Origin of the sequence: Blastococcus capsensis (assembly GCF_030165005.1) — a bacterium.
Classification (GTDB): domain Bacteria; phylum Actinomycetota; class Actinomycetes; order Mycobacteriales; family Geodermatophilaceae; genus Blastococcus; species Blastococcus capsensis.
The window spans coordinates 162074-182001 of sequence record NZ_JASNNW010000010.1; the positions used below are offsets into that span (position 1 = coordinate 162074).

Sequence of the window (19928 nt, forward strand, 5' to 3'; positions counted from 1 at the left end):
CAGCTGACACCAGGTCACCGGGGGACGGCCCTTCCGCCGTTCAACGCCCGTGGGTCTCTGGCTGCGGGGCAGATTTCCGACACGCCACTGCCTATACTGCGGTCCTTATCCGTATATACGCACTGAGAACGGATCTCGCCGGTGACGAAGCGCTTGATCGACCTCGACGACGACCTGCTGGCTTCAGCGCAACGCGAGCTCAACACCACCGGGGTGTCGGACACAGTCCGGGCCGCGCTGCGGCAGGCGGCGAGCGCGGCCGCCCGCGCGCGGCAGGTGACGTGGCTGCGCGAGGGTGGGCTCGAGACCATGGCGGATTCCGCCCGGCGAGCTGACGTGTGGCGGTGATCGCCCGGTTCCTCATCGACACCAGCGCGGCGGCTCGGATGCGGCTGGCCGCCGTTGCCGACCGGTTGGAGCCACTCATCTCCGGGGGACTGGTGGCCACCTGCGCCACCCTGGATGCCGAGGCGCTCTGCAGCGCCCGCAGCCCTGCGGAGTACGAGCAGGTGCGCGCCGACCGCCGCGAGGCGTACGAGTACCTGCCCACCGACGACGGTCAGTGGCAAGGTGCGTTCGACGCACAGCGCGTCCTGGCTCGCAGTGGGCGGCACCGAGCGGTAGGAATCGCCGATTTGTTGACCGCCGTGCTGGCAGCTGAGCACGGGATGACGGTCCTGCACTACGACAGCGACTTCGAGATCGCTGCCGAGGTACTCGAGTTCGAGCACCGATGGGTGTTGCCACGAGGAACCGCCTAGTGGCGTCTACCAAGAGGTGTGCATGAGCGGTGTCCGAGGGGCGGCACGGCATATACGCACACGGCCTCAGCTACCGATGCCTGACCGGCACCCGCAAGGCCCCAGACGTCGATCAGTCCCTCGCCTCAGGCCTCGGAGAGGCGTTCCTGAGGGCGTAGCCAATCCATGCCAGGCCCAGCCCGAACAACGGGACGCCGATGTAGAAGCCCCATTCCGTGGTGCTCGAGTCGTCCTCGAAGAAGGCACCGGTGGCCATGTCGATCGCTACCGCGGCGACGAGACCGAGCAGCATGAGCAACGGGGCGCCCGGAGGGAACCTTTTCGCGATGGCGCTGCCGACGGCGAAGAGCACGATGCCGACGAGGAATGCGAGGAAGCCGATCATCCAGAGCACGTTGGCCCACGCAGGCTCCCCGGGATCGCCGACCGCTTCCAGGACGAGGAAGACGACGCCCAAGGCGACGACCAGCCCCGCGCCTGCAGCCACCAGCAGGCTGCCCGCCCTGCCGGCCCAGCCGTCGGCCGGCGACTGGACACGGTGCAGTTGCGGGACGACGTAGGTCAGCAGGCCGAATCCGATGAGGATGGCGAGCCAGGCCCAGTCGACGGCAATGCTGACCAGGGCGCCGAGAGCGAACAGGGCTCCGGCCACCATTGTCAACGTCCCCACCGTCTGCGCCCGGTCCTGTACCGCCCCTGTCTCGGCGAATGTCGTGCTCGAGGTCTGCTTCATGGCTGTCTCCGGGTGGGACGTGGTTCGTCGGACCCCCGCACCGAGATGGTGCTCCGGCCTCCCGGCGTCTGACAACGCCCTGCTGCGCGGGGCCAGCCGGCCGGCCGATGTGGTCCCTCATGCGTCGGGCGGACGTGCCGACGTCAGGAACAGGAGAACCCCCCGGCCCAGGAGCCGTGAGCGTTCAACTCGGTATCCGAGCGGCGACGCGGCACATTCGCGCACGTCTGCAGGTGGACTGACCGGCCCGCCGGGCGTGGCGGTTGACGCGGTCAGCCGTGGGCGATCTGCCAGAAATCGCCCACCAACCCCACGCTGTCGAGGATGGCTTGGTTCTGCTGTCGAGAGTGCGGTTTCCACTGCGGGGCCAGCCGGTCCCCCCACCAGGCGTGGGCGAGGGCGCTCAGGGTCGTCGCGGGCATCGTCGCCCCGGGGGACCGGGCCCCGAGCCAGCGGTAAATGTGCTCCTCCGACCGGAAGAGATTCATCGTGCTCTAGGTGAAGACGATGTCGTCCCACCAACGGTGCGCGGGCACCAGGCAGTGGAAGAGCAGGGAGGGCTCGTCCGGGTGCTCGTCCTCGACGGCGACCTTCACCGGCTCGCCGCAGTCGGCGCAGGACGTCTCGATCCGTCCGTCGCTTCTCAGAGCGGCACAGATTCCGAAGGCGTCCCAGGCGCAGTTGGCGTACCACCAGCGGTCCGTTGCCCACACCCGGTAGGCGCTGGGGACGGCAGAGAAGGGGTTCGCCATGCGGATCTCGGTCCCCCCAGCGTTGAGGACCAGGGCGTGGTCCTCGTGCAGACGTCGCCACCCCGCACGCACCTCGGCGGCCGTCATCCTCATCACGACGGCGACCTCTTCGGCCGACGGGGACCGACCGAGCGCCACGAATGCCTGGTAGGTCTCGTTGCGCAGCGCGATGTCGGCAGGGCTCACAGGGGCAGTGTGGCCCTACCGAGCCGCTTCGGGAGCGGTCGGCGGAGCGGCCGGCCGGCTGCTCGCGCGACGTGCGCAGCGGGAGCGGACGCGCCCTCCTCCGGCGCTCCGGAAGACCGGACCACGGTGGTCGGAAACCGTCGTTCTCCTGTCGGTGTCCGGCGGGCGACACGGTGTGCACGCGAACGTCTGGCCGTCGCCCTCGACCCGGGGGCGGGCGGACCGGAGGTGATCGACATCCGGACGAATCGGCGCGGGCCAAGGCCCGGCCCCGAGTACGGCGGCCTCTCGTCACCGATCACGGAACCGGCTGCTGTCTCCCGGTGACCTGGACGAAGACCTGGGCAAGGCGCAGCCCCACGGCGGTGGGGGGACAGACAGCTCCGGCGCAGCACGGAGCAGTTGGTCTCTGTTCGCGGGGGGACGGTCGGGCCAACCTCTTGGAGAGTCTTGCTGGGACCACGGAAGGGGATCGGGATGACGGTCACAGTCAGCGACGCAGAACTGAAGGCCCGTCATCGCAAGATGTGGGCCTCCGGGGATTACGCCCAGATGGTCGAGACATTCCTGCTGCCGCTCGGTCCACGGCTCGTGGAGGCCTGCGACGTGCGCGCCGGACAGCGCGTCCTCGACGTCGCGGCCGGCACCGGCAACGCCGCGCTTCCCGCCGCTGAGCGGGGTGCGCGGGTGATCGCGAGCGATCTCACACCCGAACTGCTGGAGATGGGCCGGCGTCGCGCGGAGGCCCAAGGGCTGGAGCTGGAATGGACGGAGGCCGACGCGGAGAATCTGCCGTTCGAGGACGGATCCTTCGACGTCGTCATGTCCACGATCGGGGTCATGTTCGCGCCGCACCACCAAGACGCCGCCGACCAGCTCCTGCGCGTATGCCGGCCCGGCGGGACGGTCGGTCTGCTGTGCTGGACGCCGGACGGCATGCTCGGCGCGCTGTTCGCCACGATGAAGCCGTTCGCGCCACCACCTCCACCCGGCGCGCAGCCGCCGCCGCTGTGGGGCAGCCAAGACCACGTGCAGGCGCTGTTCGGTGATGAGGTGGAGTGGCGGACGTTGACCCGCGACGTCCTCGAGATCACTGCCTTCCCCGACCCGCACGACTACGCCCGGCACTTCACGACGTATTACGGGCCGACGATCGCGGCCCGGGCCAACGCCGTCCGCGAAGGCCGCGAGGCCGAGTTCGACGACGCGCTGGACCGCTTCAGCGTCGAGTGGAACCGCGGTACACCGGATCGAGCGCGGTTCGAGAAGGAGTACCTGCTCGCCGTCGGCACCCGGCGCTGACCAGAAGGGCGGGCTCCCCCGGGAGCTGCTCCACGTCGCCGAGCTCACCGGTGCGCTTTCAGCGCCACCGCCCGACGCAGGTATGGCGTGGGGTGCGGAGCGCGGCGGCCGCCGCGCGGGACGCATCGTGGCGCGCGCGGTGGACGGGGGCGGCGAGTGCGTGGCACAACGGCGGGGTGGCGCGGAAAGCGGCCTTCACCATGGGGCTGCCGAGAGGCCACCTGCGGGGGGTGACGGCGGGAAGTGGTTCGGTGCTGGGCGGCCTGAATGGCGCGGAAGCGTGACTCAGCGGGGCCCCGGTCCCAGTGGGTCGACGCCGGCGATGGTGCCGGAGGACGACCGAACGGCGAAGCGGGCGAACAGTTCCTCCGCGTACCAGCCCTCCTGGCGGGTTCGCTCGATGACGGCTGTGTGCGGTGCCCGTCCGTAGGCGAAGGCGTTCAGCGACGACGACGAGTCCCAGATGCTGAAGGTCCCCTGCATGCCCAGCGGCGCCTCACCGATGCCCAGTGCCATCCGCAGGCCGGGGGCCTCGTGCAGGTCCGCGGAGACCGGGGGAACGGCGGTCCAGAAGCGTGCCGCCCGCCGTAGCACCAGGCGAGCGCGGGTGACGGCGGCGACGGGGCCGTCGAAGACCCGGGGACGCGGTTTGCCGAACGGCTCCTGCCCAGACCACAGCCCGCGCGCGGAGAGGGGCTCGAAGTGGGCCACCCACTCCTCGTCCGCGAAGCGGCGCCAGCGCGCAGGCAGCCCGGAGTCCTGGAACGCCATGGGCGCGATCGGGTCGTCCCAGACCGCGAGCAGTCCCCACTGGCGTGGATTCGCGTCTCGGGCGGTGAAGGTCCGCCCACTGCCGGTGCCGAGCAGTTTGGCGAACCGCAGGCCAGGCGTCCGCCGCAGCGGTCGGCGGTCGGCGACCATGTGGACGAGCGCGCGCGGAATCGCGTGCGTCGAGACCTGCCACAGATGCAGGGTCACGACAGCCGGCAGGGTCACCAGGAGGATGCTGCCGCACGTTGTGCGAACAGGCATGGTGCATGGCCGGTATCCCCATCTCGCGCCAGACGCCGAGCCGATTCCCAGTCCGGTCGACAGCGCGGTTCTCGCCCTCGAGACAACGGTGACAGGGACCTCGTCGTCGTGGACAGAGCAGGAGCTCCTCGAGGACGCCTTCGGCATGGGGGTGGGGACGCTGCTCGCGGGACGCCGGCCGTCGGATCGGGAGGCGCCCCGACGCTGCGACGTGCCGCGCGGGGGGCGCCGTCGTGCGGTCGCTGGCAGTGTGGACGGCATGGTCGATGCCTCTCCCGTCGTCGTGGTGACCGGTGCGAACGGACTGGTGGGCACGGCGGTGTGCCGGGCGCTCGTCGAGCGGTCGGCGCAGGTGCGCGCCGTCGTCCGCCGCGCCGGCAGCGCGCCTGCGCTCGACGGGGTCACCGAGCACGTCGGCGACTTCGCCGACGAGGGCCTCGCCCGCGCGGTGACCCAGGGCGCCGACGCGGTCGTCACGACAGTCCACCCGATGGGCTCGTCCCGAGAGGTGCAGCACCGGGTGGGGGTCGAGGGCACGCCGGTCCTCGCTCGGGCTGCCCGGGACGCCGGCGTCGCCCGGCTCGTGCACGTGTCCACGGCCGGGGTCTACGACCGCTCGGCCGGCGTCGGCGACGTGGCCGAGAACGGTGCCCTCCTGCCCGAGGGGAGCGGCGACTACGCCGACACCAAGAACGCCACCGATTCCGCGCTCGCGCAGGTCGGCGGGCTCACGACCGTGCTGGTCCGCCCGCCGGCGATCATGGGCGCCGGCGACACGTCGGTCTGGAACACGCTGCGACCGCAGGAGGTCCGCCGCGGTGAGCGCCGGGCGAACCCGGCGAAGACCTGGGCCTGGGTGCATGTCGACGACCTGGCGGCCCTGATCGCGGACGTCGCCACGGGCGCCGTCGCGACCGCCGACGACGCGGAGCGAGGCCCGGTGGCCGGCGGCACGACCCCGGTCATCGTCGCGGGCGAGCCGGCGACGTTGCGGGACTACTTCGGCACGGTGACCGACACGGTGGGCGTCGCGCCCGAGTGGACCGACGAGCCGGTCTGGACCGGGCAGCTGCTCACCGACCGCGCGCGGGGGTGGGGCTGGGCGCCGCACGTGAGCCTCGCGCGAGCCATGGAGGAGCTGCGGCAGGGCCTGACGACGCGTTCGTGACAGCGACCGGGTCGCCCGACGGGAACCGGCGCGCCCTGCTGCTCAGCACGATCCACACCACTCCAGGGGACTCACCCAGCCTTCACGCTTGGCCTCTCCCTGCTGGCGCCGTGACCCGGCGGTCCCGTCCGACCGGTCGTCGGACGCGGGTGCCCTCCTGGGCGTAGGGCCCACCAGGGGTTGTCGACGGCCCGTCGGGTCGTTCAGCCGGAGGCCGTGAAGGCCGCCCGCAGCGGGTCGTGGTCGGAGACGCTCGAGCTCGTGGCGTCGCCGGCGTAGTCGGTGGCCACCCGCTGGCCGGGGGCGAAGACCAGGTCGATCTTCACCGAGCCCAGGGTGTCCTCGTCGTAGACGCCGTCCCCGCCGGAGCGGTAGCGGTCGGCCTCGTGCATGCCCCCGGAGCCGGAGTAGCAGCGGGTCTTACCGGCACCGAACCGGCCGGTGTACCAGCCCTTCAGACCCGTGGAGACGTTGCTGTTGCGGCACCGGCGCACGTCGAGGTTGAAGTCACCACCGACGACCACCAGCATCCCGGCGGCGGTCCACTCGTCGACCAGGCCGTCGGCCGTGACGGCCTGCGATGCGGCCTCGCTCTGCGACGACGACGTCAGGTGCGTCGTGCACAGCCGCATCCCGATGCCCACCGTGACGTCGGCGCACAGCAGGGTCCGTTCCTCCCCGCTCGTCTCCACCCCGAGCGTGTGGTGCACCGGACCGGTGAGGACATCGCTGCGGGCGAAGACGGCGATGCCCCAGGCGGGATCGGTGGACTGGCAGCGGGTGTCGGTGGTCGTGTAGGTGGAGTGGAAGGCGCCGACCCACCCGGGCGGGAGGTCCGCGAGGACCATGTCGAAGGTTGAGCGGCACATCTCCTGGAGGGTCGCGGCGTTCGGCGTCCAGGACGTCGAGCCGAGGCTCGCCGCGATGGCGTCGGCGCGCTGCTCGGGGGTCACCTGGCAGTCGGGGAAGTTGCGCCCGTACTGGTCGCAGGCGTTGAAGTCCCACACCTGCAGGCGCACCGTCGCGGCCGTGGCCGGCACGGGAGCCAGCAGGGTGAGCCCCAGGGCCAGGGCCAGGGCGAGCGCCAGGGCGCGTCCGGATGACCTGCCTGCCCGGGTGGACATGGGGCCCGTCCTCCTCCGCTCCGATCCGGAGCTCCTCATCGGTAGCTGCACGTCGCGACGGAGACGCCCTGGGCCCCTCGGCCGATGGTCAGCGGACGGCCCGGGCCACCGCCCCGGTCCCACGCGACCAGCGCGCGGGATGGATGGCCCTGCCCGGCGGCGGAGACCACGCCGAGCAGCCGGCCGGCGTCCGGAGCCACCGGCGTGACGTCCTGCGCGTAGCTCTCCCAGACCGTCGTCGCACCGCTGGCCACGTCGTGGCGCACCGTCCGGAACCGGGGCGGTGACTCCACGGTGTCGCCCACGGCCTGGTGCCGCACGGCCGCGACGACCGTGCTCCCGTCGGCCGACCACTCCACGTCGGCGTGGAAGTCGGTCCCGTCCGCCGTGTGGACGACGACGTCCGCGTTCGTCGCCACGTCGCGGATGCGCAGCGTGTGCGCGACCGAGCCGCGCGCGATCTCGATCACCTGCGCATAGGCCAGGCGGGCGCCGTCGGGACTCAGCGCGACGGCGGTGACCGCGCTGAACAGGCCGGTGTCGGCGTCGGGGGCGCGGGGGAACGTCCGGGTGGCGCCCGGCGAGGCGAGGTCGACGACGGTGATGCTGTTGACGTCGTCCCCGGTGCCCGGGCGCTCCTCCACGGTGTGCGCCGCGGCCAGCCACCGGCCGTCGGCGGAGACGCCCAGGTCGACGATCCCGCCGAGCTCGACGAGCCGGGTGACCCGCCCGGTGGTGAGGTCGTGGGTCTCCACCAGGCCGGCGGACTCGAGCGACTCGCCGAGGACGCGGCCGCTGCTGCGCAGCTGGTAGACGGTGCGGGCGTCGGGCGCGATCACCGCGCCGGTGTGGACGCCGTCGTCCGTGAGGCGCCGCACGTCACCACTCACCGACAGCGCCCACGCGTCGACGCCCTGCACGGTCGGGCCGTCGCCCGCATCGGCGGTGGGTTCGGTGCCGACGAATACCCCGATGACCGACCCGGCCCCCGGGCAGGCGCGCAGGCTGTCCAGCGGAGCGCCCGGGTCGTCGACGGGGCGCGCGCAGCCGGCGGTGACCGTCAGCAACAGGCCGCACCCGGCCAGCGCCCGGCGCGGTCGTCCCCGTCCGTCGCAGCGAAGCACGGTTGCCCCCTCCACCGTGGTGCAGTACCGGGACGGCGGCCCCGGGGGGAGATCTCCGCGTCCGCCCCGCGTCCGCCCCGCGTCCGCCCCGCGCCCGGTCGGCGTCCCGGCGAGGGACCACTGTGTCCCTCGCGCCGTCGGCGGGCCAGGGTCGATGGTCCTTCCGGCGGACCGGGTGGTCCGCCGGCTGTCGTTACTGCGTTCGAGGGAGCAGCAGAGTGGCCAAGACGCTGGTGGACATGCCCGCGGACAAGCTTACCCGAGCGCAGGCGCGACTCGGCACGGCTTCCAAGCGGGAGACTGTCGAGCGGCGTTGGATCTGGTGCTGCAGCAGGCCGAGCAGCGTGACCTCATCGTGGCCGTGGCCGCAGGACAGGTCTCACCGCACTTCACTCCGGAGGTCTTGGCCGAGGTCAGGCCTGGTGCCTGAGGCGATCCTCGACAACTCCGCGTATGCCCGCATCGCCCGCCACACATCGGTCCGCGAGGCAGTGTTGGACTACCTCGACGGCCCGCTCAACACCCTCCGCTCCGTGTTGGTGCAGCGGTTGGAGATCTGCATCTCGGTTCGCGACGTGTCAGAGTTCGACGCCGAAATGCAGGCGTTGGCGGCGATGCCCCTGCTGGGCGACACGCTCCCCGCGGTGGATGTTGCAGCGCGGTCGTTGCAGAGGGCGCTCGTGCAGCGAGGCACGCATCGCGCGCCCAAGGTGGTGGACCTGCTCATTGCCGCCACCGCGCTGGTGCAACGACGCGGAGATTCTTCACTACGACGGCGACTACGACGTTCTTGCTGCTGCCGAGCCGAGGCTGCGGGTCCGGTGGATCGTGCCCCGGGGAAGCGTGGCGTAACTCGGTGCGGCCGCCAGCGAGGTCGACTGTGCTCGACGGCGCCTGCCTCGGCCACAACGGCGCCAGCCTCGGCCACAAATGTGCGTCGCCATAACGGTAACCGCGGGCACCGGTGTGCTTATCGCTGTGTCCGAGGGGCGACACGCTACATACGCACACGGTTGCGGCGGTGATCGATTCAGTGCTTCATGCCCGGGCCTGCCGGATACCCCGGCCTTCCGGTCAGTGACACACGGGTTGTCGGCGGTGCCCTTGGAACTGATGGTCGATCTCTTCAAAGCCCGGTAGCCCGGAGGATGGGTCGCGATGAGCGAGTACCAGTATTACGAGTTCGCGGCCATCGACCGACCGCTGTCCGTCGACGAGCAGGCCGACCTGCGCGCCATCTCGACACGGGCCCAGATCACGCCGACCAGTTTCGTGAACGACTACGAGTGGGGCGACCTGAAGGCTGATCCGCGCCGGCTGGTCGAGCGCTCTTTCGACGCCTTCCTGTACCTGGCCAACTGGGGGACGCACCGGCTGATGTTCCGGCTGCCCATCGAGCTGTTCGGCACCCCGGCCACGGCCGGGGTGGGGCAGTACCTGGTCGGCGACTGTTCGACCGCGTGGACGACCGACGGGTTCGTCGTCATCGACCTGGTCGCCGAGGACGAGGACGGTGAGTACGAGGAGTGGCTGGACGGCTCCGGCTTGCTGGCCTCGATCGTCCCCGTCCGGGCTGAACTCATGGCTGGGGATCTCCGGCTGCTCTACCTGGCCTGGCTGCTCGCCGTCCAGAATCACGAGGTCGACGAGGACTCGCTCGAACCGCCCGTTCCGCCGGGCCTCGGGCAGTTGAGCGCCGCCCTCCGTGCGGTGGCCGAGTTCCTGCGCATCGACCCCGACCTGGTCGCCGTCGCAGCGGAGAGCAGCGCGCCGCTGAGCGCTGACGACACGCTTGCCGAGCTGCCCGGCTGGCTGGCGCAGCTACCGGCGGAGAACAAGGACCTTCTTCTTCTGCGGGTGGCCCAGGGGGACGGGGTGAGGGTGCGTGCCGAGCTGTTGGCCGGCTGCCGGCGAGCGGCTGCGCCGGTCGAGACCGGGGACGGCTCCGGCCGGTCCGCGGCGGACTTGCTCACGGAGTCCCGACGGCGCCGTGAGTACCGGCAGCGTGCGGCCGGTGAGCGCGCCCAGCGACAGGCAGAGGAGCGCCGCCGCGCCGCTGAACTCGCCCGCGAGAACCATCTGAGCGCACTCGCGGGGCGGCAGGATCAGGCGTGGCGTGAGGTCGTGGAGCTCGTAGAGCGACGCACGGCGGCCGACTACGACGCGGCGGCGGGTCTGCTCTACGAACTGGCTGAAGTCTGCCGCCGCGAGGGGACGAGCAAGGCGTTCGCGGATCGGGTCCAGCAGCTTCGCCGGGAGCAGCGCCGCAAGATCGCGTTCATCCAGCGGCTCGACCGGCTCGGCATGGTCTGACCCGACGTAGGACTGACTACCGGACGAGGCGGCGCGGGTCCGGAAAGCCGAGGCTGGTGTAGCCGGGGGCGCGCTTGCTCAGCGATGAGGCGAGGACGCCGGTCGCGACGTCGTGGTAGTCGTGCACCTCGGCGGTGGACTTGCCGGGGAACGGGCGGAGGATGCGGCCGGCGTACTGCACGAGTCGGCCCTTGAAGGCGATCGGTGCGGCGAGGAAGAGCGTGTCGAGCGCCGGGCAGTCGAAGCCCTCGCCCACGTACGGGCCGGTGGCGACGACCAGCAGTGGCGGTCCGTCGGTCTGCGGCACGAGCCGGGCGAGCGCTGCGGCCCGGGACTTCGCGCCCATGCCGCCACGCAGGACGACGGGCTCGTGGCCCCGCTGGCTGAGTTCGGCGACGAGCCGGTCCAGGTGTGCGGTCCACTGGGTGAGCACGAGGCAGTGCCTGCCGCGGGCGAGCGCGGCGACGACGTCGTCGGTGATCTGGCCGGTGCGGGCGTCGTCCGCGACCAGGTCGCGGTAGATCGCCGCGATGCCGCCGGGGGAGGAAGGCTCGGCGTCCCCGGCGTAGCGGTAGCCCGTGGAGTGGACGTGCAGGACCGGTTCGGGTGTCTGCGAGTCCGGGGACCGGTTGCCCAGGGTGCCGGTGGGCGGTGGAACGAGGGTGTGGCGGATTGGCCCCAACTGCAGGGCGATGAGGTCGTCGAGCTGGTCGCGCCGGTAGGGGGTGGCGGTGAGCCCGAGCCAGCGGCGGGCCGGGATCTGCCGCACGGCGTGCTCGAAGGCGGCGGCGGGCACGTGGTGGCACTCGTCGACCACCACCAGGCCGTAGTCGCTGGTCCAGCCGGCGATGTCATCGCTACGGGCGAGGGTCTGCAGGGTGGCGACGTCGATGATGCCGGTGGTCTTGCCGCGGCCGCCGCCGCGCTGCCCGGCCTTCACGCCGAGCAGTTCGCCGATGCGGGCGCGCCACTGGTCGGCCAGGGCTTTGCGGTCGACGAGCACGAGGGTGGGGACGGCGTGGTGAGCGATCAGCGCGCAGGCCATGACCGTCTTGCCGGCCCCGGGCGGGGCGACCAGCACGCCGGCTTCTTGGTCGGCGAGGGCCTTGAAGGCTTGCTGTTGCTCGGGATCGAGTTCTGCGGCGAACTCGAAGGTCTGCGTTTCGCCGGCGGTCCGTTCGTCGGTGAGCTGGAGGCGGCTACCGGTCTGTTCCACAAGGGCTGCGAGCCGGTCCTGCAATCCGCGCGGCAGGAGCAGGTCGCCGGTGAGTGTCTCGTCGTAGTTGCGCAGGAAGCGTGGGGTGTCCCAGGTGGAGGCACGGCGCCGTTGCCGCTCGTAGAAGACCGGGTTGGGCATCGACGCCGCGTGCTTGAGTGTGGCGAGCAGCGCTGGGGGCAGCGCTGCTGTTTCGACCGTGATCCTGGCACCGAGTCGGGCGTGGACAACAGCTGGCGGCTGCACCGCGATTTTCGTGGAGGTGGGGGAGCGGAGCCGGTTCACCTCGGCCCCGACGGCGACCTGGCCGAGTCGCTGCGCCAGCCGGTCGACCTCCTTGGGTGTGAGTCGGCCGAGGCTGGACAGGTAGGACCACTGGTCCTCGTGCGGCTCCATGGTGGCCAGATCGAGGAACACGGTGGCTCCGCGGCGGCGGGCGCGGCCCTGCAGGGGCGCCGCGATGAGATTGCCGAGACCGCCGACTGCGAGGACGTCCTGGGAGGGGAAGAGCCGGTCGTAGCTGGCCAGGTCCATCCGCCCGCGCACGGCGATCGCCTCGCGCAGGAGTCCGGTGCCCACCTGGCGGGCAGTGGCCGCGGGGACGGACGCGGTGAAGAACAGCCAGACATGTGCGCCGAGACCTGAGCGGGACACCTCCAGCGCCGCCGATGCGCCGACCGTGCGGGCGGCCTTGAGGTAGGCGAGTGCATCCAGCATGGCGGCGGGGCCGTCGAAGTCGGCGGCCAGCCAGGGGCAGCGGTCGCCGTCCAGCAGCGGATACAGGCCCAGCTCCAGCTCGCCAGACAGATGGGCAGTGATGACCTCGTCTGTCAATGGCAGGTACTCCCGGTCCGCGGCCGGCACGCCCTTGCGCCAGCCGCCGCGCACCGCGGGCACCCAGCCTCCGCGGCCGGTTCGGGCGTTCTCCCACCGCAGCGCGTACACGTCGGTCCGGGCGGCGAACAGGCTGGCGAAGAACGCGACCTTCGCCGCCGGCGTGGAACCGGCGTGCGCCGGTCCCGGCTGGCCGTCGAAGACGCCGGTCTGCACGGGGCCGGGTGGGCGCGCCTGCCGCGGCGTCAGTTCCAGCAGTCGGAGGAGTCGGGCGTTCTCCGCTCGCAGCCGGGCGACGTCCTCGCGCAGCGACGACAGCTCGTCGTCCAGGCCGATCAACGGTAGCGTGCCCTGATCAGCGGACCCGGACGGAATCGGCACGACTCCATACTGTCCCGGGAGCGCGACCTCGCGGTAGGGCCCGCAGCTGCCACATGCCGCGGAGGGGTCGGTGCGCGGCCGTGAGCAGGTTCTCCCTGTCGATAGAGGCACGCCGTAAATCGTTGTCTTACACTGTCGCCGTGGGGCTGCACTGGGCGGACGAAGACGCCGCCTACATCCAGTCCCGCTCGAGTCGGTACGCGGGTGCGTTCGACATCGAGCAGGCCTGGACGGTGGAGGTGATGGCCGATGCGCGGCTCGTCGAACTCTCGCCGTACCCGACGTCTCGGGTTGGCGCCACCGGCTTCATCGGATACTCGCCGTCCGCCGGCAAGGTCCTCGTTGTCATCGCCTACCGCGATCTCGACGGCGATCTCCACGGCATGGACGCCTGGCCGGCCAGCGGCCGCGATCTCGCGATGTACCTACAGGAGGTTGGCGATGGCGAAGAAGCTTGATCCTCGCGAGGCTAGCGCCGCACGCGAGGACGCCCGGCGACTGGAAGAGGGGGCCGACACTGGCGAGCCGTACCCGGACGGCACGGTCATCAGCCGCCCGAACCAGGCGAGTCGGATGTTCAATGTCCGCCTCTCGGAGGAACAGTTCGCAGCAATCCAAGAGATCGCCGAGAGCCAGCACCTGCCGATGTCCACGATGGCCCGAGCGTGGCTCCTGGACCGACTCGACAAGGAACGCCGCGCGCCCTGACGAGCGGCACTGGCCACTTGGGAAGACGCCGGTGTGCCTATCGCTGTGTCCGAGGGGCGACACGCTACATACGCACACGCCTCTACCCCGCTCCGCGATGAAGTCGGGCCGAGCGTGACCGGCGCGCACGGATCCCTCAGTGCAGAGCGATGCTCTCGTCGTCGAACTCCGCCACGACACGTAGCCTGCCGCCGAGCGCTTCGACGTAGGACTCGAGTGTTCCCACTTCGGTGTGGGTGAGCGTGCCGTGCTCGATCTTGCTGACCCGCGCTTGGCTGACCTTCATTCGCTTCGCCAGCGTCTCCTGATTGAGCGCCTGCGCCTTGCGGATGTCGGCCAATCGCTGAGCCTGCACCGCATCGGCGAGGGCCCTCGTCGCATGCGTGACGCGCTCCTCGTCCACCAGGCCACCGCTGACGGCGTCCGCTCGAACGTCCTTCCAGTTCCTGGCCATGTCAGACCTCCTCTGCTCGGTCGCCGGCCAGCCACTGCTCGTAGCGCGCCTCGGCGACCGGGATGTTGGTGCGGTACCAGTCCTTCCAGCGGCCCGACTTGTCCCCGGCGACCAGCAGAACTGCCTTCCGCTCGGGATCGAAGACGAACAAGATCCTCACCTCGCTGCGACCACTGGACCCCGGCCGCAACTCCTTCATGTTGTGCTGGGAGCTGCCCTTGACCCTGTCGACCACCGGTCGCCCGAGCGTCGGCCCCTGCGCTGCGAGCAAGTCGATGGCTGCGGTGACGAGTTCGGCGGTCGTGCCGTCGAGACCCAGAAACCACTCGCCGACCTCGTCGAGCAGCACCACCTCCCACACACGCGAACCCTATATAACGTCCGAGTTGTAGGCCGCGTTCCGCGACACTCGATCGGAGGAGGCCGCGCACTTCATCGGCGGCTGGTACGCCGAGTGCAGAGCTCCGCTTAAGCGATGACGTCACCGCTCCGATGACTCCATCCATGACGAAACCCCCACGGCTTGAGGGCCGTCGGGGTTCATCTCGGTGTCCGAGGGGGGACTTGGACACCGGGAAGTGGGAGCTGTCCCACCGGCGGCCTGCCCGGTGGGGGAGGGGCGCGGTGTACGCGGCTTCGTGGACATGATCGGAACGTATCGCGCGCCAAGGGCAGCGCGGACTGGGATCTGGGCGGAGATGACAATGCTCAGACAGACCTCACCTGCATACCAACACATAACGACCTGCGGGACCTACCGGTGGCACACACGGATGCGTTCCCCATGCGCGCGGCTTGGCTCCGTGCCTTCTGCGGGACAGCTCGCGGGTTGGGCTCGACCGCGTCCTGAAATCTGACGAGGCCACCCGAGGCCCACGCGCCCTCGTCCGACCGCCAGAGCCCTGGGATGCCTCCAGACTCCAGCTTCCTTTGGTGCTTCGTGCTGCACTCGCGGAGGTCAAACCCCACCTCGCAATCGGCCCTGACTGGTCGCGTCCAGGGCACAATCTGTGCTGTGAACCACGGAGCTCCCAGTGCCTAGCTCGGGCGACTACTCAAGGCTGGCCGGGTCGTTGGCGACCGTCGCCATAGCGGTGCTGGGAGGCCCTCTGCTGGCGGGTCGCGCTGCCTTGGGGGAGCTGGTCAAGTACGCGCAGGCCCGGTATGAGGCCGAGGGGGAGACTCGGGATCTGCACCGGCACGTCACCGCTGCCATCCGCCGCTGGGCGGAGGGGGAGGGGTTCACCCGAGCGCAAGCCGAGCACGGGTTGGCACACGCCGCTGAGGTGGTCGCGCGATTCGGAGCCGACCATGACGCGATCGCAGCCCTGAACTTTGACGCGTCCGCAGTATCCAGGCGTGTGCTGTCGGCGGCGAAAGCCCATAACAAGACGTACTGGGGGAGGGAGCCCTTCTACAGCGTCGTCGAGCGCGCGGTCGAGGAAACCTACTGCGCCCTGGTCAGGCGACTGAAGGGCGCAGAACCGGTGTTGCTCCCAGCGATTCAGGAGCTGCACCGCGCCGTAGACGAGCGCCTGGCTCGAGCCGCGGCCCGAGGTCTGCGCATGGAGGCCAAAGTCGAGGACCTTGTGGCGGCGCTGGTCACCGCTAGCACGATCGCGGAGGTAATCGCGTACCTGCGGACGCGAATCACGGACTGGGACATCCCGGTTTGGCCTGGCCAGCAGGCGGCGTCGGCGCTAGAAACCCGCCTGCGACTGCGCACCGCCGCTTCGGAGCCGGGTACCGGCGGTGACGTGATCAGCGCCGCCAAAGCCCTGAGCGGTCAGCAGATGCTTGTGGTACTGGGCGGGCCAGGTTCAGGGAAGACGTGGCTGTCCCGTCGATACGCGCGAGAAGCCGCGCATGCGGCTCTGGCGTCCCTCGAGGACGGCGCGGAGCTCGATGAGGTGGAGCTGCCGCTGCTCACCACCTGGGATCAGTGGGCCAAGAGCTCCGGCAGCCCTCGGGAGTCTCTGGTAGCGGCATCGTTCGACTCTGGGGCGGGGCACAGCGATCCTGGGGCGGGCGACGCAGTCGACAGGCTCCGTCGGACGTTCACCCAGAGCGGTCGCAAGGTGCTCCTGATCGTGGACAGCCTCGATGAAGCCGCAGATCTCGCCGCGCAGAGCGGCCGGCTGCATGAGTTGGCCGGACTGCATGAGTGGCGGGTTGTGGTGACCAGCCGCCCATCGGCGTGGTCGGTCACCTACCGCGGCCGCCCGACAAGCGCGGACGGGCCACGGATCGTCGAGATTGAGGACCTCGATTACCCCACCGACGTCGAGGCATTTGTCCGGAAGTGGTTCGCTGGCGAAGGCAACCGGGGTGAGGCGCTCATCGAGCAACTCCGTGCACGCCCGGCCTTGGTTCGGCTTGCCGCTATCCCGCTGATGCTCACCTTCTACTGCTTGATCACTGAAAGGTCAGACCCGACTGAGCGGCCACTGCCCGAACGGCGACGGCAGCTGTACCAGAGCCTGATCCGACGACTGCTGCAACGCGAGTGGACCAACAACGCGCCCGGCTACCTAGCCAAGCCCAATGTTCTCGCCTGCGAGGCCATGCTGGCGAACTGGGCATGGAAAGCGGTGAGCGACCAAACCACGCCGACCGGTCTGGGGAACTGGGCCGACACGTTTGACCAACCGAGCTGGCCGTCGGAACGGGAGGCCCGCGCGATCGAGGCAGTGGTTCCGATCGTCGGATCAAATGGCGAGGGCGGAGTCACCCGGCGATTCGTGCACCGCACCGTCTTCGAGCACTTCGTCGCCGAGCACATCGCTGGACTAGCCCCGGCCGCCGCCGCGAGTGCCCTCCTGCCCCACCTTTGGTTCGACCCCGACTGGAAGGTCGCCGCACCAGCCGCCGTCGCCGCCCACAACCAGGAGCAGCAAGGAGCCCTTCTGCAACTGCTGCTCGACCGCGCTGTCCATCTCCCATCAGACCCCGCTCGAAAGAAGGCCGCTGAAGAGATCGATGATCTCGTCCTCGCAATCGCGGAAGAATCTGACCCCAGCGACTGGACTCAGTTTCACCAAGACGTCCTCCACGACTGCCGTGTGAGGAGCGCTTCCAGGTCGACGGCCAACGTCGAAGGAAGCGCGCACTGGACGAAGTCCAACCGGCCCGCCCGCATGGAGATACTCGCTGCCCTGTCCGCCGCCAATGCCGGCGCGAGGCTCGTGGAAGCACTGTCGGCGTTGGAGCCTACGGCCGCCGAGCGGCAACAAGCACGAACCATCGCGCTTGCCAGGCTGGTCGCCGATGACCCGATGGTGGTCATAAGCTTGGCGCGGGTGCTGCCCGCGTTGGAGCCTACGGCCGCCGAGCGGGAGCAGGCTCGCACCGCAGTTCTCGCCGCGATGTCCACGTTGGGTATTGATCTCGCCGGGATCTTGGGGGGGGCCGTACTGCCCGGGCTGGCGACCACGGCTGCGGAGCGGGAGCAGGCTCGCGCCGAGTTGCTTGCCCGATCCAGGGGCGATGACTGGCTTGACAACGAGCTCTTCGTGTCGGTGCTGCCCGGGCTGGCGACCACGGCCGCGGAGCGGGAGCAGGCTCGCGCCGAGTTGCTGGCCGCGCTGCGAGGTATCGACCGGGGTGATCTCGCGAAGCTGGTGTCGATGCTGCCCAGGTTGGCGACCACGGCCATGGAGCGGCAGCAGGCTCGCACCGAGTTGCTGGCCGCGCTGCCCATAGCCGGTCCGCAGGCGGTCGCGAAGATCGTGTCGGTGCTGCCCGGGCTGGCGACCACAGCCGCCGAGCGGAAGCAGGCTCGCACCGAGTTGCTGGCCGCACTGCCCACCGCCGATCCTTGGACAGTGGCGGCCCTGGGCTTGGTGCTGCCCGTACTCGACCCTACGGAGACCCAGCGGGGACTGGCCTTCGAGGGAATGCTCACCGCGCTCGAAACCGCGCTTCTATGGGGAGTCCAGGGCTTATTGTCGCCGTCGCCGTCGCCGTCGCCGTCGCCGTCGCCGTCGCCGTCGCCGTCGCCGTCGCCGTCGCCGTCGCCGTCGCCGTCGCCCGCGCTCAAGCCCACGAGCCTCGAGGAGGAGACCTACGAGGCGCTAATCATCGCCGCGTCGCGAGCGATCGACGAGCTGGTGTCGGCGGTGAACGGACTGCAGCCCACCGCTACGGAACGCGAACAGGCCCTCACCGTGGTGCTTGCTGCACTGCCCGGCACGCGCGGCCGGTACCCCAAGGAAGTGGTCGCCGCGCTGATCGCATTACAGCCTACGGCGGCGAAGCGGGAGGAGGCCTGCGCCATCTTGCTCGCCGCGCTGCATACCGCGTCCGCGTGGGACGTCGTGGGCCTGGTGGCGGCTCTGAACAGGTTGCAGCCTACGGCGGCGAAGCGGGAGGAGGCCTGCGCCATCTTGCTCGCCGCATTGCATACCGCGTCCACGTGGGAAAGAGAGGACCTGGTGGTGGCCCTGGCCAAGTTGGAGCCGGCGCCCACCGAGCGGGAGCAAGTCCTCGTAGTGGCGCTAGACGCGCTCTCTACTGCCTCCTCGTGGAACGTCGCGGGCCTGGTGCAGGCGTTGCCGGTGCTGGCGACGTCGGCGGCCGAGCGGGAGCAAGCCTTCGCAGCGGCGCTGGCCGCGCTTTCTACTGCCTCCCCGTGGAACGCCGCGGACCTGGTGCAGGTGTTGTCCGCGCTGGCGACCACAGGGGCCGAGCGGGAGCAGGCCATCGCGGGGGTGGTGGCCGCGCTGCCGACAGCCTCCTCGGACGTCGGTCGTCTGCTTGAGTCGTTGTCCGCGCTGGCGACCACAGGGGCCGAGCGAGAGCAGGCCATCGCGGGGGTGGTGGCCGCGCTCTCTACTGCCTCCCGGTGGAACGTCGCGGACCTGGTGCAGGTGTTGTCCGCGCTGGCGACCACAGGGGCCGAGCGAGAGCAGGCCATCGCGGGGGTGGTGGCCGCGCTGCCGACAGCCTCCTCGGACGTCGGTCGTCTGCTTGAGTCGTTGTCCGCGCTGGCGACCACAGGGACCCAGCGAGAGCAGGCCATCGCGGGGGTGGTGGCCGCGCTCTCTACTGCCTCCCGGTGGAAGGTCGCGGACCTGTTGCACGCGTTGTCCGCGCTGGCGACCACAGGGGCCGAGCGGGACCAGGCCATCGCCGGGGTGCTGGCCTCGCTGCGGGGCGCGGATCCATGGATCGTGGCGGACTTGGTGTCGGGGCTGTCTGCGCTGGCGACCACAGCCGCCGAACGGCGGCAGGTCATCGCGGGAGTGCTGGCCTCCCTGCCGGGCGCCGACGCCTGGGCCGTGGCGGGCATAGTGTCAACACTGCCTGCACTGGAACCCACATCCGCGGAACAAGAGCAAACCCGCGCCGGGATCCTCGAGGCGCTGCCCACCGCCGACGAGAAAGCGATGCGCCAGCTGGTGGCTGCGCTGCGAGCCTTATCGCCGGTGGAGTCATGGCTTGACTGGTTGAGCAGCAGTTCGTGAGGTCACGGCTTGTGCGCCCTTTGCAGTCACACGGGTTGAGACCTTGACGAATCAGCAAGTGAGGGAAGCTGACGGGCGCCCGCACGCGCGGCCGTGCGCCTCCTTCGTGCCGCGCGTTGCAGGCACGGGTGAGCATCGCGTCGCGGCCAGCCGAGCACGGTGACCATCGGCTAGATGTCGCAACCGGGGACGCGGGGGCGAGAGCTGGTGTGTCGCTAGACCCTAGGAGCGTCGCCGGGGGGAGTTGGACACCTAGAAGTGGGAGCCGTCCCACCGGCTGCCTCCTGAGCGGAGGAGGGACGCGGTGTGCGCGGCTTCGTGGACATGGTCGGAACGTAGCCCGCCGGCCTTGTGCGTCAGGCTGACGTGAGACAC

17 protein-coding genes are annotated in these 19928 nt (G+C 70.5%); 8 read left to right on the forward strand and 9 right to left on the reverse strand.

The features are described 5' to 3' along the window. Positions 1-141 precede the first annotated feature (141 nt). The gene (locus QOZ86_RS10745) at positions 142-348 is read left to right on the forward strand and encodes a DUF2191 domain-containing protein (protein ID WP_284491957.1); all 207 of its coding nucleotides are present in this window, start codon (positions 142-144) and stop codon (positions 346-348) included. Continuing rightward, positions 345-761, forward strand: a complete 417-nt coding sequence (locus QOZ86_RS10750; protein ID WP_284491958.1) for a PIN domain-containing protein — start codon at positions 345-347, stop codon at positions 759-761. Before QOZ86_RS10745 ends, QOZ86_RS10750 begins: the two co-directional genes overlap by 4 nt. Positions 762-873: 112 nt before the next feature. On the opposite strand, the gene QOZ86_RS10755 is transcribed toward QOZ86_RS10750, so the two are convergent. From QOZ86_RS10755 to merB, 3 genes are all read right to left on the reverse strand, one after another. After that, positions 874-1494, reverse strand: a complete 621-nt coding sequence (locus QOZ86_RS10755; RefSeq protein ID WP_284491959.1) for a hypothetical protein — start codon at positions 1492-1494, stop codon at positions 874-876. A gap of 272 nt (positions 1495-1766) precedes the next feature. Further along, positions 1767-1982, reverse strand: coding sequence for a hypothetical protein (locus tag QOZ86_RS10760; RefSeq protein WP_284491960.1), 216 nt, complete (start codon positions 1980-1982; stop codon positions 1767-1769). 6 nt (positions 1983-1988) lie between these two features. Further along, positions 1989-2432 carry an organomercurial lyase gene (gene merB, locus QOZ86_RS10765; RefSeq protein WP_284491961.1) on the reverse strand — a complete coding sequence of 148 codons (444 nt, stop codon included), beginning with the start codon at positions 2430-2432 and terminating at the stop codon, positions 1989-1991. 477 nt (positions 2433-2909) lie between these two features. Between merB and QOZ86_RS10770 the strand changes: the two genes are divergently transcribed. Continuing rightward, on the forward strand, positions 2910-3734 hold the full coding sequence (locus QOZ86_RS10770; protein WP_284491962.1) for a methyltransferase domain-containing protein: 825 nt from the start codon (positions 2910-2912) through the stop codon (positions 3732-3734). Between the two features lie 285 nt (positions 3735-4019). Here QOZ86_RS10770 and QOZ86_RS10775 read toward each other — a convergent pair whose 3' ends face one another. Then, positions 4020-4730 (reverse strand): monooxygenase, encoded by a 711-nt coding sequence (locus QOZ86_RS10775; RefSeq protein ID WP_284491963.1) that lies wholly within the window; start codon positions 4728-4730, stop codon positions 4020-4022. Positions 4731-5025: 295 nt separating this feature from the next. Between QOZ86_RS10775 and QOZ86_RS10780 the strand changes: the two genes are divergently transcribed. Beyond that, positions 5026-5934: an NAD-dependent epimerase/dehydratase family protein gene (locus QOZ86_RS10780; RefSeq protein WP_284491964.1), complete on the forward strand. Its 909-nt coding sequence runs from the start codon at positions 5026-5028 to the stop codon at positions 5932-5934. Positions 5935-6137: 203 nt separating this feature from the next. On the opposite strand, the gene QOZ86_RS10785 is transcribed toward QOZ86_RS10780, so the two are convergent. Both QOZ86_RS10785 and QOZ86_RS10790 read right to left on the reverse strand, forming a co-directional pair. After that, positions 6138-7058 (reverse strand): exonuclease/endonuclease/phosphatase family protein, encoded by a 921-nt coding sequence (locus tag QOZ86_RS10785; RefSeq protein WP_284491965.1) that lies wholly within the window; start codon positions 7056-7058, stop codon positions 6138-6140. 35 nt (positions 7059-7093) lie between these two features. Next, positions 7094-8125 carry a beta-propeller domain-containing protein gene (locus QOZ86_RS10790; protein WP_284491966.1) on the reverse strand — a complete coding sequence of 344 codons (1032 nt, stop codon included), beginning with the start codon at positions 8123-8125 and terminating at the stop codon, positions 7094-7096. Between the two features lie 1215 nt (positions 8126-9340). Between QOZ86_RS10790 and QOZ86_RS10795 the strand changes: the two genes are divergently transcribed. Beyond that, complete coding sequence (locus QOZ86_RS10795) at positions 9341-10495, forward strand: hypothetical protein (protein ID WP_284491967.1); 1155 nt, start codon at positions 9341-9343, stop codon at positions 10493-10495. Between the two features lie 16 nt (positions 10496-10511). Here the strand turns inward: QOZ86_RS10795 and QOZ86_RS10800 are convergent, their stop codons facing one another. After that, positions 10512-12926 carry a DEAD/DEAH box helicase gene (locus tag QOZ86_RS10800; RefSeq protein ID WP_284491968.1) on the reverse strand — a complete coding sequence of 805 codons (2415 nt, stop codon included), beginning with the start codon at positions 12924-12926 and terminating at the stop codon, positions 10512-10514. 140 nt (positions 12927-13066) lie between these two features. Here QOZ86_RS10800 and QOZ86_RS10805 point away from each other — a divergent pair, with 140 nt between their 5' ends. Together QOZ86_RS10805 and QOZ86_RS10810 are read left to right on the forward strand one after the other, a co-directional pair. Beyond that, positions 13067-13384 carry a hypothetical protein gene (locus tag QOZ86_RS10805; protein WP_284491969.1) on the forward strand — a complete coding sequence of 106 codons (318 nt, stop codon included), beginning with the start codon at positions 13067-13069 and terminating at the stop codon, positions 13382-13384. After that, on the forward strand, positions 13368-13634 hold the full coding sequence (locus QOZ86_RS10810; protein WP_284491970.1) for a hypothetical protein: 267 nt from the start codon (positions 13368-13370) through the stop codon (positions 13632-13634). The genes QOZ86_RS10805 and QOZ86_RS10810 overlap by 17 nt, the downstream gene beginning before the upstream one ends. A gap of 136 nt (positions 13635-13770) precedes the next feature. On the opposite strand, the gene QOZ86_RS10815 is transcribed toward QOZ86_RS10810, so the two are convergent. Both QOZ86_RS10815 and QOZ86_RS10820 read right to left on the reverse strand, forming a co-directional pair. After that, positions 13771-14088: a helix-turn-helix domain-containing protein gene (locus tag QOZ86_RS10815; RefSeq protein WP_284491971.1), complete on the reverse strand. Its 318-nt coding sequence runs from the start codon at positions 14086-14088 to the stop codon at positions 13771-13773. Position 14089: 1 nt separating this feature from the next. Further along, a complete protein-coding gene (locus tag QOZ86_RS10820) occupies positions 14090-14449 on the reverse strand; it encodes a type II toxin-antitoxin system RelE/ParE family toxin (RefSeq protein ID WP_284491972.1) in 360 nt (119 codons plus the stop codon). A 769-nt stretch (positions 14450-15218) separates the two neighbouring features. Between QOZ86_RS10820 and QOZ86_RS10825 the strand changes: the two genes are divergently transcribed. After that, positions 15219-19553, forward strand: coding sequence for an NACHT domain-containing protein (locus tag QOZ86_RS10825; RefSeq protein WP_284491973.1), 4335 nt, complete (start codon positions 15219-15221; stop codon positions 19551-19553). Positions 19554-19928: the final 375 nt, after the last annotated feature.